The 13,830-nt window shown below is 71.6% G+C and carries 12 protein-coding genes; 11 read left to right on the top strand and 1 reads right to left on the bottom strand.

All coding sequences use genetic code 11. The features are described from left to right. The first annotated feature begins 132 nt into the window (after positions 1-132). The 11 genes from FHT38_RS11915 (at position 133) to FHT38_RS11865 (ending at position 12,900) form a co-directional block, all read left to right on the top strand. Entirely contained in the window at positions 133-813 is a 681-nt protein-coding gene (locus tag FHT38_RS11915) for an AraC family transcriptional regulator (RefSeq protein ID WP_183491892.1), read from the top strand. A 43-nt stretch (positions 814-856) separates the two neighbouring features. Beyond that, positions 857-2,029 carry a hypothetical protein gene (locus FHT38_RS11910; RefSeq protein WP_183491891.1) on the top strand — a complete coding sequence of 391 codons (1,173 nt, stop codon included), beginning with the start codon at positions 857-859 and terminating at the stop codon, positions 2,027-2,029. A 200-nt stretch (positions 2,030-2,229) separates the two neighbouring features. After that, positions 2,230-2,319: a K(+)-transporting ATPase subunit F gene (gene kdpF / locus FHT38_RS11905; RefSeq protein WP_091733683.1), complete on the top strand. Its 90-nt coding sequence runs from the start codon at positions 2,230-2,232 to the stop codon at positions 2,317-2,319. Between the two features lies 1 nt (position 2,320). After that, a complete protein-coding gene (gene kdpA, locus FHT38_RS11900) occupies positions 2,321-4,114 on the top strand; it encodes a potassium-transporting ATPase subunit KdpA (RefSeq protein ID WP_183491890.1) in 1,794 nt (597 codons plus the stop codon). A gap of 16 nt (positions 4,115-4,130) precedes the next feature. Next, the gene (gene kdpB / locus FHT38_RS11895) at positions 4,131-6,362 is read left to right on the top strand and encodes a potassium-transporting ATPase subunit KdpB (RefSeq protein WP_183491889.1); all 2,232 of its coding nucleotides are present in this window, start codon (positions 4,131-4,133) and stop codon (positions 6,360-6,362) included. Positions 6,363-6,378: 16 nt separating this feature from the next. Further along, complete coding sequence (kdpC, locus tag FHT38_RS11890; protein WP_147241470.1) at positions 6,379-6,969, top strand: potassium-transporting ATPase subunit KdpC; 591 nt, start codon at positions 6,379-6,381, stop codon at positions 6,967-6,969. A 5-nt stretch (positions 6,970-6,974) separates the two neighbouring features. Then, the gene (locus FHT38_RS11885; protein WP_183491888.1) at positions 6,975-7,823 is read left to right on the top strand and encodes a TorF family putative porin; all 849 of its coding nucleotides are present in this window, start codon (positions 6,975-6,977) and stop codon (positions 7,821-7,823) included. Between the two features lie 36 nt (positions 7,824-7,859). After that, complete coding sequence (locus tag FHT38_RS11880; protein ID WP_183491887.1) at positions 7,860-10,604, top strand: DUF4118 domain-containing protein; 2,745 nt, start codon at positions 7,860-7,862, stop codon at positions 10,602-10,604. Beyond that, the gene (kdpE, locus tag FHT38_RS11875; protein WP_147241638.1) at positions 10,601-11,296 is read left to right on the top strand and encodes a two-component system response regulator KdpE; all 696 of its coding nucleotides are present in this window, start codon (positions 10,601-10,603) and stop codon (positions 11,294-11,296) included. Before FHT38_RS11880 ends, kdpE begins: the two co-directional genes overlap by 4 nt. Before the next feature lie 96 nt (positions 11,297-11,392). Next, entirely contained in the window at positions 11,393-11,665 is a 273-nt protein-coding gene (locus FHT38_RS11870; RefSeq protein WP_147241639.1) for a hypothetical protein, read from the top strand. 347 nt (positions 11,666-12,012) lie between these two features. Continuing rightward, positions 12,013-12,900, top strand: coding sequence for an RNA ligase family protein (locus tag FHT38_RS11865; protein WP_183491886.1), 888 nt, complete (start codon positions 12,013-12,015; stop codon positions 12,898-12,900). A gap of 91 nt (positions 12,901-12,991) precedes the next feature. Here FHT38_RS11865 and FHT38_RS11860 read toward each other — a convergent pair whose 3' ends face one another. Continuing rightward, complete coding sequence (locus FHT38_RS11860; protein WP_183491885.1) at positions 12,992-13,717, bottom strand: glutamine amidotransferase; 726 nt, start codon at positions 13,715-13,717, stop codon at positions 12,992-12,994. Between the last annotated feature and the right edge of the window lie 113 nt (positions 13,718-13,830).

Below are 13,830 nucleotides of genomic sequence, written 5' to 3'. Positions count from 1 at the left end.
GCGTGACGGGTGAGCGTGACGGGGGCGGCGATCGGGCGATTGTCCACGCGCGGGAGCGGGCGGCGATACTCCACCGCCTCGGCCGTCCGCTGCGCGGCGCCGCGATTTGCGATCTGGCCAGAGGGACAGCCCATGACGACCGTGATCTCCATGCACAGCGCCTTCGAGCGGATGCCCCGGCACCGCCACGATCACGGCTATGTCGCGCTCGTGCTGGAGGGCGGATACGTGGAAGCCGGCGACCGGGGCCGGCTCCGCGTCGAGGCCGGCCAGGCCGTGTGCCACGGGGCGCATGAATCGCATCGCAACGAGTTCTCCGGTCGCGGGGCGCGGGTGTTGAACCTGCCGATCGCGGAAATGGGCTGGCCCGCGGTGGCCTCGAGCGATGCCCGAGGCGACGCGCTGGGCCATGTCGACGACGTTGACGCGATCGCCCGCCTCGCCGAGCGGGATCCGGTCCAGGCCGCCGATCTGCTGCGGCGCAGCTTTCGTCCCGTGAAGTCCAGGCTCCAGGACTGGCCCGACCTGCTGGCCGAGGCGCTGGCGGACGATCCGGCGCTCGGCATCGCCGACTGGGCCGATGCGATGGGCCTCGCGCCGCAGTCGATCAGCCGAGGCTTCCGTCTCGCCTACGGCATCAGCCCGAAGCGATACCGCCTGGAGCTGCGTGCGCTGCAGGCCTTGCGCCGGCTGCCCGGCTGGCGCGGATCGCTGGCGGCGCTTGCCGCCGAGACGGGCTTCGCGGACCAGGCCCATTTCACGCGCGCCATCGTCGCCCTGACGGGCCAGACACCGAAGCGGCTCGTGGGTTAAGTCCGTTCAAGAGCGGGCGAGGCCGGCCACCTAGCATCGCGGCATGAAACGCCGCACCTTGCTCTCCGCGCCCGCGATCGTGGGCCTCGCGTCCCTGCTGCCCGCCTTGCGCGCGCGAGCGCAGACCAAGCCCAATCGCACCCGGTGGCGGGTGCGCGGCTCCGAAGGCGCCGATGCGATCGCCTTCCTCGGTCCGCTGTCGGGCACGCAGCTCTACCTGGACTTCTATGCAGCCGATGCCGCCGCCTTTTCGCCGCGGTTGCCGGCGGCGGTCCGGGACGACGTGGCGCGGCTGTGGAACGAAGCGACGAAGGACGGCTTCGGCCTGCTCGGCCCCAACCTGCAGGTGCTGTTCTCGGCCGACGGCAACGACGCCACGCTCGACACCTTGCTGACCGCGCTGCGGTCACGGCGGACGGCCATCCTCCCGAGCTATCGGGCGAGCAGCTACTGGAGCGACGCCGACTGGGCCTGGTTCGAGCGCGCGGCGCCGCGGATCGAGGCGATCCTGGTCGGCCTGCGGGATGCCGGCTTCGCGGCCTTCCGCAAGGAGCGGATCGGCGACCTGGAGCGCCGCATCGCCGAGGTCGGCCGCGCGCTGGCCGGTTTCGACGTGATCGCCTGGCAGGAAAAGCTGACCGGCCGGCGCTTCGATCCGGAGATCCAGATCGTGCTGCTGCAGTTCGCGAAGCCGCACGGCATCAAGGTGCAGGGGCAGACCTTCCTGCAATCGGCGGACTACGACACGGCCACCACCGTCCGCATTGCCGCGCACGAGATGCTCCATCCGCCGGTGCCGATGGACGGCCCCGCCGCGACCGCCGCGCTGGCCGCCTTCGAGCGCGATCCGCTGATCATGCGCATCGTGCGGGACCACGATCCGCGCTGGGGCTACACGACGCTGGAGGGCCTGGTGAACGAGGACCTGGTCCAGGCGCTGGACCAGTTGATCAGCGAGGCCCTGGGCGTCGCCCGCAATCCGGCCGACCGCTGGCGCAAGGCCGATGACGGCATGCACGTCATCGCCGCCGGGCTCTACGGCCTGTTGCGGCAGGACCGATGGGTGGAGCAGGGCGGGTCGATCGAGCGCTGGCTCGCCGGGGCCGTCCGCGACGGCCGGCTGGCTCCGGCCGCGTTCCATCCCGTCGCGGCGCGGGTGCTGGAGCGGCCGGTCGATGCGCTGTGGCCGGTGGTGGCGGCCAAACCGTCTTCTTGATGAGATCTTGATACCCGGGCCCCGACCTTCTACACGCCCTTGACCCGCTGATTCCTAGAGTCCATCCATCCCATCCCGCCCTCAATCCAGAGGGCATGGGACCTCAAAAAAATGGATGCACTCTTTCTCGGATTGAGCGTGGTCCTGTTCCTCGTCGCTATCGGGCTGGCGGTCGCCAGTGACCGGCTGGGGAGCAGGCCATGAACGCGCTCTACTGGCTGACCGGACTCCTCAGCGCCGGTCTGTTCGTCTATCTCCTGATCGCGCTCTGGCGCGCCGAGGAGTTCTGACATGACGAACCTCGCCTGGGCCAACCTGGCCCTCTACCTCGCCGTCACGCTGCTGCTGGCCTGGCCGCTCGCCCGCTGGATCACCGCGCTCGCGCAGGGCCGCGTGCCGCGCTGGATCGCCGCCATCGAGCGCCCGCTGTTCCGCCTGGCCGGCATCCGGCCCGATGAAGGCATGGGCTGGAAGCAGTACGCCGTCGCGCTGCTGGTCTTCAACTTCATCGGCGTGCTCGCGGTCTATGCGCTGCAGCGCCTGCAAGGCGTGCTGCCGCTCAATCCGCAGGGCCTGGGCGCGGTGACGCCCGACTCGGCCTTCAACACCGCCATCAGCTTCGTCGCCAATACCAACTGGCAGGGCTACGGCGGCGAGTCGACGATGAGCACCCTCACCCAGATGCTGGCGCTGACGGTGCAGAACTTCCTGTCCGCCGCGACCGGCATCGCCGTGGTGTTCGCGCTCATCCGCGGCTTCGCCTCCCGGCTGTCCGGCCACGTCGGCAACTTCTGGGCCGACATCGTCCGCTGCACCCTCTGGCTGCTGCTGCCGCTGTCCTTCCTGCTCGCGGTCGTCTTCGTCCAGCAGGGCGTGATCCAGAACTTCGACGGCTACAAGACCGTGCAGACGATCGAAGCCCAGGACTACCAGACGCCCAAGCTCGACGCCGGCGGCCAGCCGCTCAAGGACGCCCAGGGCCAGCCCGTGATGGAGCACCAACGCACCGGCGAACAGCAGCTCGCGATGGGCCCGGTCGCGTCGCAGGAGGCCATCAAGATGCTGGGCACCAACGGCGGCGGCTTCTTCAATGCCAACTCCGCGCATCCCTACGAGAACCCGACGCCGCTGACCAACCTGCTGCAGATCGTGGCGATCTTCGTGATCCCCGCGGCGCTGTGCCTGAGCTTCGGCCAACTGGTCGGCGATCGCCGTCAGGGCGTGGCGATCCTGGCCGCGATGAGCGCGCTGTTCATCGCCGGTGTGCTGGTCGCCACGCCCGCCGAGCAGGCCGGCAATCCGCTGGTGGCCGCGCAGGGCGTCGATCTGCAGGCCTCCGAGCTGCAGGCCGGCGGCAACATGGAAGGCAAGGAGACCCGCTTCGGCATCTCGGCCAGCGCGCTCTTCGCGGTCGTCACCACCGCCGCCTCCTGCGGCGCGGTCAACGCGATGCACGACAGCTTCACCCCGATCGGCGGCGCCGTGCCGCTGGTGATGATGCAGCTGGGCGAGGTCGTCTTCGGCGGCGTGGGCACCGGCCTGTACGGCATGCTGATCTTCGCGATCCTCGCCGTCTTCATCGCCGGCCTGATGATCGGCCGCACGCCCGAGTACCTGGGCAAGAAGATCGAGCCCTTCGAGATGAAGATGAGCGCCGTCGCCATCCTCGTCACGCCCATCGTCGTGCTGGCGGGCACCGCGATCGCGGTGCTGTCGGGCGACGGCAAGGCCGGCATCGCCAACCCCGGCGCGCATGGCTTCAGCGAGATCCTCTACGCCTTCACCTCCGCGGCCAACAACAACGGCAGCGCCTTCGCCGGCCTGTCCGCCAACACGCCCTTCTACAACACGCTGCTGGGCATCGCGATGTGGCTGGGCCGCTTCCTGGTGATCGTGCCGGTGCTGGCCATCGCCGGCAGCCTGGCCGCCAAGAAGCGCATCCCCGTCGGCGAAGGCACGCTGCCCACGCACGGCCCGCTGTTCGTCGTCCTGCTCATCGGCACCGTCCTCCTGGTCGGCCTGCTGAACTACGTGCCCGCGCTCGCGCTCGGCCCCGTCGTCGAGCACCTGATGCTCTGGAAGTGAAGCTTCGGAGCCTGACATGACCCAACCCCTCAAGACAGTTCACCCCTCGGCGCCGACTTCGGTGCCGACCTCGACGCGCGCCGAGGTCCTCGGCGGCGCCACGCCCTCCGGTCCGGCACCGCACGATCCACCCCCGGCACCGTCACGTTCCGGCGGGAACGGCGGCCTGTGGGATCCCGCGCTGGTGAAGCCGGCCATCGGCGAGTCCTTCGCCAAGCTCGCGCCGTCGGTGCAGCTGGGCAACCCGGTGATGTTCGTCGTCTATGCCGGCAGCCTCCTCACCACCGGCCTGTGGCTGGCGAGCTTCGCCCAGCCCGCGCTGGCGGGCGCGGAGGGCCCCGGCTTCATGCTCGCGATCGCGCTGTGGCTGTGGTTCACCGTGCTCTTCGCCAACTTCGCCGAGGCGCTGGCCGAGGGCCGCTCCAAGGCGCAGGCCGCCTCGCTGCGCGGCCTCAAGGCCAAGACCTGGGCGAAGAAGCTCGAAGCGCCGCGCCATGGCTCGTCCTGGCATCCGGTGGCCTCGGAGGAACTGCGCAAGGGCCACGTCGTGCTGGTCGAAGCCGGCGACCTGGTGCCGCTGGACGGCGAGGTCATCGAGGGCGTCGCCTCCGTCGACGAGAGCGCCATCACCGGCGAGTCCGCGCCGGTGATCCGCGAATCGGGCGGCGACTTCTCGGCCGTCACCGGCGGCACGCGGGTGCTGTCGGACTGGGTCGTCGTGCGCATCGCCGTCAATCCGGGCGAGGCCTTCCTCGACCGCATGATCGCGATGGTCGAGAGCGCCAAGCGCCAGAAGACGCCCAACGAGATCGCGCTCACCATCCTGCTGGTCGCGCTGACGCTGGTGTTCCTGGTCGTGACCGTGACGCTGCTGCCGTATTCGCTGTTCGCGGTCGAGGCGGCCGGCGCCGGCACCGTCGTGTCGATCACCGCGCTGGTGGCGCTGCTGGTGTGCCTGATCCCGACCACCATCGGCGGCCTGCTGTCGGCCATCGGCGTCGCGGGCATGAGCCGGCTGATGCAGGCCAACGTGATCGCCACCTCCGGCCGCGCGGTCGAGGCCGCCGGCGACGTCGACGTGCTGATGCTCGACAAGACCGGCACGATCACGCTGGGCAACCGCCAGGCCAGCGCCTTCCTGCCGGCGCCCGCGCTGCCGGAGCAGGCGCTGGCGGACGCCGCGCAGCTGGCCTCGCTGGCCGACGAGACGCCCGAGGGCCGCAGCATCGTCGTGCTGGCCAAGCAGCGCTTCAACCTGCGCGAGCGAGAGCTGGCCGCGCTGCAGGCGCACTTCGTGCCGTTCACCGCGCAGACCCGCATGAGCGGCGTCGACTTCGGCGATCCCGAGCATCCCAAGCGCCAGCTGCGCAAGGGCGCGGTCGACGCGATCCGTCGCTTCGTCGAGCAGCACGGCGGCCAGATGCCGGCGCAGGTCACCGCGGTGGCGGAGGAGGTCGCGCGCCGCGGCTCCACGCCGCTGGTGGTGGCCGACCTGGCCGACGGCCACGCGCGGGTGCTGGGCGTCGTCGAGCTCAAGGACATCGTCAAGGGCGGCATCAAGGAGCGCTTCGCGCAGCTGCGCCGCATGGGCATCCGCACGGTGATGATCACCGGCGACAACCGCCTCACCGCCGCGGCGATCGCGGCCGAGGCCGGCGTCGACGACTTCCTCGCCGAGGCGACGCCCGAGGCCAAGCTCAAGCTGATCCGCGACTACCAGGCCGAAGGCCGGCTGGTGGCGATGACTGGCGACGGCACCAACGACGCGCCCGCGCTGGCGCAGGCCGACGTGGCGGTGGCCATGGCCAGCGGCACGCAGGCGGCGAAGGAGGCCGGCAACATGGTCGATCTCGATTCGAATCCGACCAAGCTGCTGGAGATCGTCGAGACCGGCAAGCAGCTGCTGATGACGCGCGGCTCGCTGACCACCTTCTCGATCGCCAACGACGTCGCGAAGTACTTCGCCATCATCCCGGCGATGTTCCTGGGCGTGTACCCGCAGCTGGCCGCGCTCAACGTGATGGGCCTGCACAGCCCGGCGTCCGCGATCCTGTCGGCGGTCATCTTCAACGCGCTGATCATCGTGGCGCTGATCCCGCTGGCCTTGAAGGGCGTGGCCTACCGCCCCATCGGCGCGGCCGCGCTGCTGCGGCGCAACCTGTGGATCTACGGCCTGGGCGGCCTGATCGTGCCCTTCATCGGCATCAAGGCGATCGACCTGCTGCTGGTCGCGCTGCGTCTCGTGTGACGCGGAGGAACTCACCATGAATTCGACTCTCAAGATGCTGCGTCCGGCGCTGGTCGGCTTCGCGCTGCTCAGCGCCGTCACCGGCCTGCTGTACCCGGCCGCGGTCACCGGCGTGGCCAGGACGCTGTTCCCGTTCCAGGCCGAAGGCAGCCTCGTGCTGCGCGACGGCCGCGTGATCGGCTCCGAGCTGATCGGCCAGAGCTTCTCGTCGCCGCGCTACTTCTGGGGCCGTCCGTCGGCCACCGCGCCGATGGCCAACAACGCGACCGGCTCCAGCGGCTCCAACCAGGGACCGACCAACCCGGCGCTGGTCGACGCGGTCAAGGCGCGCGTCGAGGCGCTCAAGGCCGCCGACCCGGACAACCGCGCGCCGGTGCCGGTCGACCTGGTCAGCGCCTCGGCCAGCGGCCTGGATCCGCACATCAGCATGGCCGCCGCCCGCTACCAGGCCGCCCGCGTCGCGCGCGAGCGCGGCCTGCCGGTCGAGGCCGTCCAGCGCCTGATCCAGGCGAACACCGAGGCCCGCGACCTGGCGGTGCTCGGCGAGCCGCGCGTCAACGTGCTCAAGCTCAACCTCGCTCTCGACAAGGCGCCATCCGCTCATTGAATGTCATGAAGATCCGACTGCTGTCCCTGATCCTGATCTCGTCCTGCTGCCTGCACGCCGCCGCGCGCGCCGAAGGCGAGGCGCCCGCCGCGGTGCCGGCTCCGACACCGGAGCACACATTCACCGGCAACGTCGCCTTCGTGTCCGACTACCGCTTCCGCGGCATCAGCCAGACCTGGAAGCGCCCGGCCGTGCAGGCCGGCTTCGACTACGCCCACGCCAGCGGCCTGTACGCCGGCACCTGGGCCTCGAGCGTCTCCGGCAACAGCTACAACAACGGCGCCGGCCTGGAGTGGGACCTGTACGGCGGCTACAGGCTGCCGCTGGCGGAAGCGGTGACGCTGGACCTCGGCGCGCTGGCCTACGTCTATCCCGGCGCGCGCCTGAACGCCGCGCCGGGCCAGCCGAGCGCGCACAAGTACGACAACGTCGACGTCTACGCCGCCGTCACCGCCGGCGCGTTCTCGGCCAAGCTCTCGGTCGCCGCGACCGACTACTTCGGCTTGGACGGCGCCACCGCCGGTTATGCCTACTTCAGCCCGCTGCCCGCCCAGGGCTCGTCCCGCGGCACGGCCTACCTGGACCTGAACTACGGGCTCGAGCTGGGGCAGGGCGTCAGCGCCGGCCTGCACCTGGGCCGCCTGTGGGTGCGCCGCTACGGCGAGCTGTCCTACACCGACTGGAAGCTCTCGGTCAGCAAGGCGCTGCCGGAGCTCGGGGGCCTGACGCTGGCGCTGACCGTCGTCGGCACCGACGCGGACCCGGCGTTCTACCAGGCGGGCGACAGCGCGGCGCAGCGCGCGAAACGGCTGGGCGATACGGGCGTCGTGCTGAGCGTCTCCCGGACCTTCTGACCGCCGCGGCCCGCCATCCAGGGAGAGAATCGCCCGATGCCCAGCGCCCCCGACGAGAGACCTGACCCCGACAGCCTGCTGGCGCAGCTCCGCCAGCAGGAAGAGGCGGCGTCGCGCGGTCGCCTGCGCATCTACTTCGGCGCCTCGGCCGGGGTGGGCAAGACCTTCGCGATGCTGCAGGCGGCGCGGCATCTGGCCGGGCAGGGCCGCGCGCCGCTGGTCGGCGTCGTCGAGACCCATGGCCGCGCCGAGACCGCCGCCCTGCTCGACGGCCTGCCGCGGCTGCCGATGCAGCAGGTGGCCTACCGCGACCGCACGCTGCCGGAGTTCGACCTCGACGGCGCGCTCGAGCGGCTGCGCGGCCAGCCGGACGCGCTCATCCTGGTGGACGAGCTGGCGCATTCCAACGTCGCCGGCTCGCGGCATCCCAAGCGCTGGCAGGACGTCGAGGAGCTGCTGGCCAACGGCATCAGCGTCTACACCACGGTCAATGTCCAGCACCTGGAGAGCCTGAACGACGTCGTCGGCGGCATCACCGGGGTGCGGGTGCAGGAGACGCTGCCCGACACCTTCTTCGACCGCGCGGACGAGGTGGTGCTGGTGGACACGCCCGCCGACGAGCTGCTCGCGCGGCTCAAGGCCGGCAAGGTCTACCAGGGCGCGCAGGCCGAGCGCGCCGGCCAGCACTTCTTCCGCAAGGGCAACCTGATGGCGCTGCGCGAGCTCGCGCTGCGCCGCACCGCCGATCGCGTCGAGGACGATGTGCAGGCCTGGCGCAGCAACGAGCGCATCGCGCCGGTCTGGAAGACCGAGGCGGCCATCCTCTGCGCGATCGGACCGGGCGACGAGGCGGAATCGGTGGTGCGCAGCGCCGCGCAGCTGGCGCAGCAGCTGGCGGTGAGCTGGCATGCGATCCATGTCGAGACGCCGGCGCTGCACCGGCTGCCGGATGCGCGGCGCGAGCGCACCCTGCGCGCGGTGCGGCTTGCCCAGGACCTGGGCGCGACGACGGCGGTGCTGGCGGGGCAGGACCCGGCGCCGGCCCTGGCCGAGTACGCGCGCGAGCACAACCTGTCCAAGCTGCTGATGGGCCGCGGCGCGCCCTCGTCGCGGCGCTGGGGCCGCCGCGGTGTGGCGGCCCGCCTGGGCGGCGCCGCGCCGGAGCTGGACCTGATCCAGGTCGGCGCATCGGCCACGCAGCGCAGCAGCGCCGACGAGCGCGGCCCCGGCTTCGGCGCCGCGCCGCGTCGCTACCTCTGGGCCACGCTGGCCTGCGTGGGCGTGGCGCTGGCCTGCTGGCCGCTGTCGCACCGGATCGCCAACGACAACATCGTCATGCTGTTCCTGCTTGGCGTCGTCGGGGTGGCGATGCGCTGGGGCCGCGGGCCGGCGGTGCTGGCGAGCTTCCTGAGCGTCGCGTTGTTCGACTTCCTCTTCGTCGCGCCCCGGCTCAGCCTGGCGGTCAGCGACGTGCAATACGTGATCACCTTCGCGGTCATGCTGGCCGTCGGCCTGGTCACCGGGCAGCTGACGGCGGGGCTGCGTTACGAGGCGCGCGTCTCTTCCGAGCGCGAGGCGCGGGCGCGCGGTCTGTTCGAGCTCACCCGCGAGCTGGCCGGCGCGCTGCAGACCGAGCAGGTGGTGGCGACGGCCGAGCAGCAGATCGCGCAGCAATTCGGCGGACAGGCGCTGCTGCACGTGCTCGACGAGGACGACCGACTGCAGCCGTCGCCCACCGAGCAGGCGCTGCCGCCGGGCGAGCGCTCCGACGCGGGCACGGCGCGCTGGGCGCTCGACCACGAGCAGGCGGCGGGACTGGGCACGGATACGCTGCCGGGCAGCCAGTGGTTCTACCTGCCGCTGCGCGCGCCGATGCGCACCCGCGGCGTGCTGGCGCTGCGCCCCGGCGACGCGCGCACGCTGCTGCTGCCCGAGCGCCGCGCGCAGCTCGAGACCGCCGCGCGCATCGCCGGCCAGGCGCTGGAGCGGGTGCATTACGTCGAGGTCGCGCAGCAGGCGCTGCTGCAGATCGAGTCGGAACGGCTGCGCAACTCGCTGCTGTCGGCGCTGTCGCATGACCTGCGCACGCCGCTGGCGGCGCTGCAGGGCCTGGCCGAGACGCTGGCCCGGCGCGAGCTCGATGCCGGCGCGGCCGAGACCGCGCGGGCGATCGAGCAGCAGTCGCTGCGCATCAACGCGATGGTCCACAACCTGCTGGACATGGCGCGGCTGCAGAGCGGCGCGCTCAAGCTCAACCGGCAATGGCAGCCGGTGGACGAGGTGGTGGGCAGCAGCCTCCAGCTGATGGGGACCACGCTGGCGCGACATCGCGTCGTCCTGGACGTGCCGGCGACCTTGCCGATGGTGGAACTGGACGCGGTGCTGATCGAGCGCGTGCTGGTCAACCTGCTGGAGAACGCGGCGAAGTACACGCCGCCGGGCAGCGAGATCCGCGTGATCGCGCGCGCGATCGGCGACGCGCGCGCGCTGCAGGCGGGCGAGGGCGAGATGCGCCTGTCCGTCGAGGACAACGGCCCGGGGCTGCCGCCCGGTCGCGAGGAGGCGCTGTTCGAGAAATTCGCGCGCGGCCATGCCGAGTCGCACCTGCCGGGCGTCGGCCTGGGGCTGGCGATCTGCCGTGCCATCATGCAGGCCCACGGCGGCAGCATCCGGGCCGAGCGCGCGACGCCGCAGGGCGGGGCGCGCTTCAGCCTCTCGCTGCGCCTGGGTCAATCGCCGGCGCTGCCGGCCTTCGAAGAAGACGGGGAACCGCTGCCGTGAGCGAGCCGCAGCCGATCGCGCTGATCGTCGAGGACGAACCGAACATCCGCCGCTTCGTGCGGCTGGCCCTGGAAGGCGAAGGCTGGTCCGTGCACGAGACCGGCACCCTGCGCCAGGGCCTGATCGACGCCGGCACCCGGCGGCCGGACCTGGTCATCCTCGACCTGGGCCTGCCGGACGGCGATGGCCAGGATTTCCTGCGCGACCTGCGCGCCTGGTCGCAGGTGCCGGTGATCGTGCTGTCCGCGCGCGGCGCGGAGGACGACAAGATCGCCGCGCTGGACCATGGCGCCGACGATTACCTGAGCAAGCCCTTCGGCGTCGGCGAGCTGATGGCGCGGGTGCGCGTCGCGCTGCGCCGCAGCCAGGCGCGGGCCAGCGAGCAGCAGGACCCGGTGTTCCGTTTCGGCGAGGTCGAGGTCGACCTGGCCGCGCGCCGCGTGCGCCGCGCGGCGCAGGACGTGCACCTGACGCCGATCGAGTACCGCCTGCTCAGCCACCTGATCGGCAACGCCGGCAAGGTGCTGACGCACCGCCAGTTGCTGAAGGCGGTGTGGGGGCCGTCGCAGGTCGAGCAGAACCACTACCTGCGCGTCTACATGGGCAACCTGCGCCAGAAGCTGGAGGCCGAGCCCGCCAGCCCGCGGCACCTGCTGACCGAGACCGGCGTCGGCTACCGGCTCATGCCCTGAGCGCCGGCGGTCCCGCGCGGGCCGCGTCCCCTGTAGCATTGCCCGCACGCCCGCCCCGGGCGCTGGCTCGACAACACGCTCAACAGGAGAGATCTCATGATTCAGCAGGCCCAGGTCGAACTCGCCAAGACCTTCTTCGAGCAGTCGAAGAAGGCGTTCGAGCAGAACTACGCGGCGTGGAGCACGGTGCTCGCGTCGCAGAAGGCGATCATGGAATCGATGCGCGCGGCGGGCACGCCCTTCGAGGTCGCGGCCGACGAGTTCCAGAAGCTCATCGATTTCCACGAGCAGCAGTTCCGCGCGACGGTCGACTTCATGACCAAGCTGCAGGCGGACTACGCCAAGCTGGTGCAGAAGAAGGGCAAGTGAGCCCGCGCGGCCGTCGTGGCCGCGTCCCCGGCCCTGCGGCGAGCAGGGGCGTCACGCGCGGTTGACGCCGTCATCGCCGCGGTGGAAGAATCGCGCCCACGCCGCCGAGGCCCACCGCCCGCGCGCTCCCTCAACCTCTTTGCCATCCAGGAGGTGCCCGATGAAGAACCCGACGTTCACCCTTCGCTGATCGCCGACGGCTGTCCGGATCCTTCCGATTCCTTCGCCGCGATGCCCCCACCGGTCCTGATGCCGGTGCCGCATGGCGCGCCACCTTCCGCTCCCCGTCGGTCCCCTGACCTCATGAGGTCCTGCTCGCGCCAACAACGCGACAGGCCGACGGATCCATGCATCTCATCTCCCTGCCGCTGCCGCCCTCGGCGCGCGCGGCGACCCCTGCGGGCCCGAGCCCGCTGCCTGACCCCACGGGCCCCAGCGTCGAGCGGCTGCCGCTGTCGACGCTGGCCGGGCAACAAGTCGTCATCGAGGAAGCCTTCGACGGGGCCGATGCCGAACTGGGCTTCGACGCGCGCGGCGAGCTGCGGCTCGCTTCGAAGGGCCGTCCCCTGGCCGGCGGCTTCGGTGAGCGCCCCTTCATCCCGCTGAAGATCTGGGCCCTGGCCCACGAGCATCGGCTGATGGAGCGGCTCGGCGACCGCCTCGCGCTGCACGGCGCCTGGACCTACGCGATGCGTCGCGTCTGGTACGACCGGCTGCCGCATTACTTCATCGCGACCGAGCTGGTCGATCGCGACAGCGGCCACTGCCTGTCGACATCGCGTCGGCTGGCGCTGCTCGAGGGCTCACCGGTGCTGAGCGCGCCGGTGCTCTACGCGGGGCCGATGCCGACCCACCCGCACTGGCTGGAGCCGCTGCTGCGCGCGTCGCTCGCGGCCTCGACCGACTGGCGCCGCGCCTTCGAGGCGGTGGCGATCCGCGAGTCGCTGCCGGCGGCGCTGTGGCAGTCGCGCGCCGACCGCAGCGGCCCGGCGGCGGGGCTGATCGTCAAGGTCGAGGACGACCGGCAGGTGCTGGCGCGCTACCGGCTGGTGCAGACGGCGGACGAGGGCCCGAGCCCCTTGCTTTCGCTGCTGCCCAACGCGCTGGCCGGCGGCGCGGACCTGTTCGCGGCTCAGCCGACGGTGCACTGGCGCGACCTCGGCCTGAAGACGCTGCGCTCGCTGGGCGCGCTGCGAGCGCTGTCCGCCGGCGCGCCCGAGCGGCGATGCGCCTGATGCCGGCGATGCGGACGATGCCGGCGCTGCAGATGATGCACCCGCAGCGCGTCGTTGGAGGCCTCGGTGGATGGTCTGCCCGACCGGTGCGTCAGGCGTGGCCGCGCCAGCCCGCCATCCAGCGGTCCATCACATCGCCCAAAGCCGCGCGCAGCGCCGGCCCGTGCGCCTTCGCGTCGCTGCGCAGCGCATCCAGCGGGACGCGCGCCTGCGCGAGTTCGCCGGCATGCCCGATCAGCCATTGCTCCAGCCGCGCCGGATCGCTTTCCAGATGGAACTGCAGGGCGAGCGCGAAGTCCTCGACCGCGAAGGCCTGATGCGGGCACAGCGGCGTCGTCGCGAGGCTCGCGCATCCGGCGGGAATCTCGAACTGGTCGCCGTGCCAGTGCAGCACCGGCTGGCCATGTGACAGCGGCGCGAGCGGCGATTCGTGGCCGGCATCGGTCAAGGTCAGCGGCGCGAAGCCGATTTCCTTGCGGCCATGCGCCATCGGCCGCACCGATGCGCCGAGCGCCCGCGCCATCAATTGCGCGCCCAGGCAGATGCCCAGCAGCGGCCGCCGCGCGGCGAGGCGCCGGCGGATCAGCGCGAGCTCGTCGTTCAGATACGGATACAGCGCGTCGTCATACGCGCCGATCGGGCCGCCGAGCACCACGAGCAGGTCGACCGCGTCCAGGTCCACGTCCCGCAGGTCGTCCACGCCGGCGTCCCGCGTGAGCAAGCGCGTGAAGCCGCGCGCCTCGAGCACCGGCGCGAGCAGGCCGAGGTCTTCGAAAGCCAGGTGGCGCAGGGCCAGGACGGTCTTGGGCGTGGACATGGTGAGGGCGCGGCCGGCGCGCGGGAGGAGGGGAAGCGCCGAGTATCCGTGCCCACCCGGCCCCGGCCATCGTCTGATCGTCCAGACGACCTATCCATTCGTACAGGCTCGCC

Source organism: Mitsuaria sp. BK041 (assembly GCF_014193085.1).
Classification (GTDB): Bacteria; Pseudomonadota; Gammaproteobacteria; order Burkholderiales; family Burkholderiaceae_C; genus Roseateles.
The sequence above is the reverse complement of the archived record's forward strand: the minus strand, read 5'-3'. Positions and strand labels throughout refer to the sequence as shown.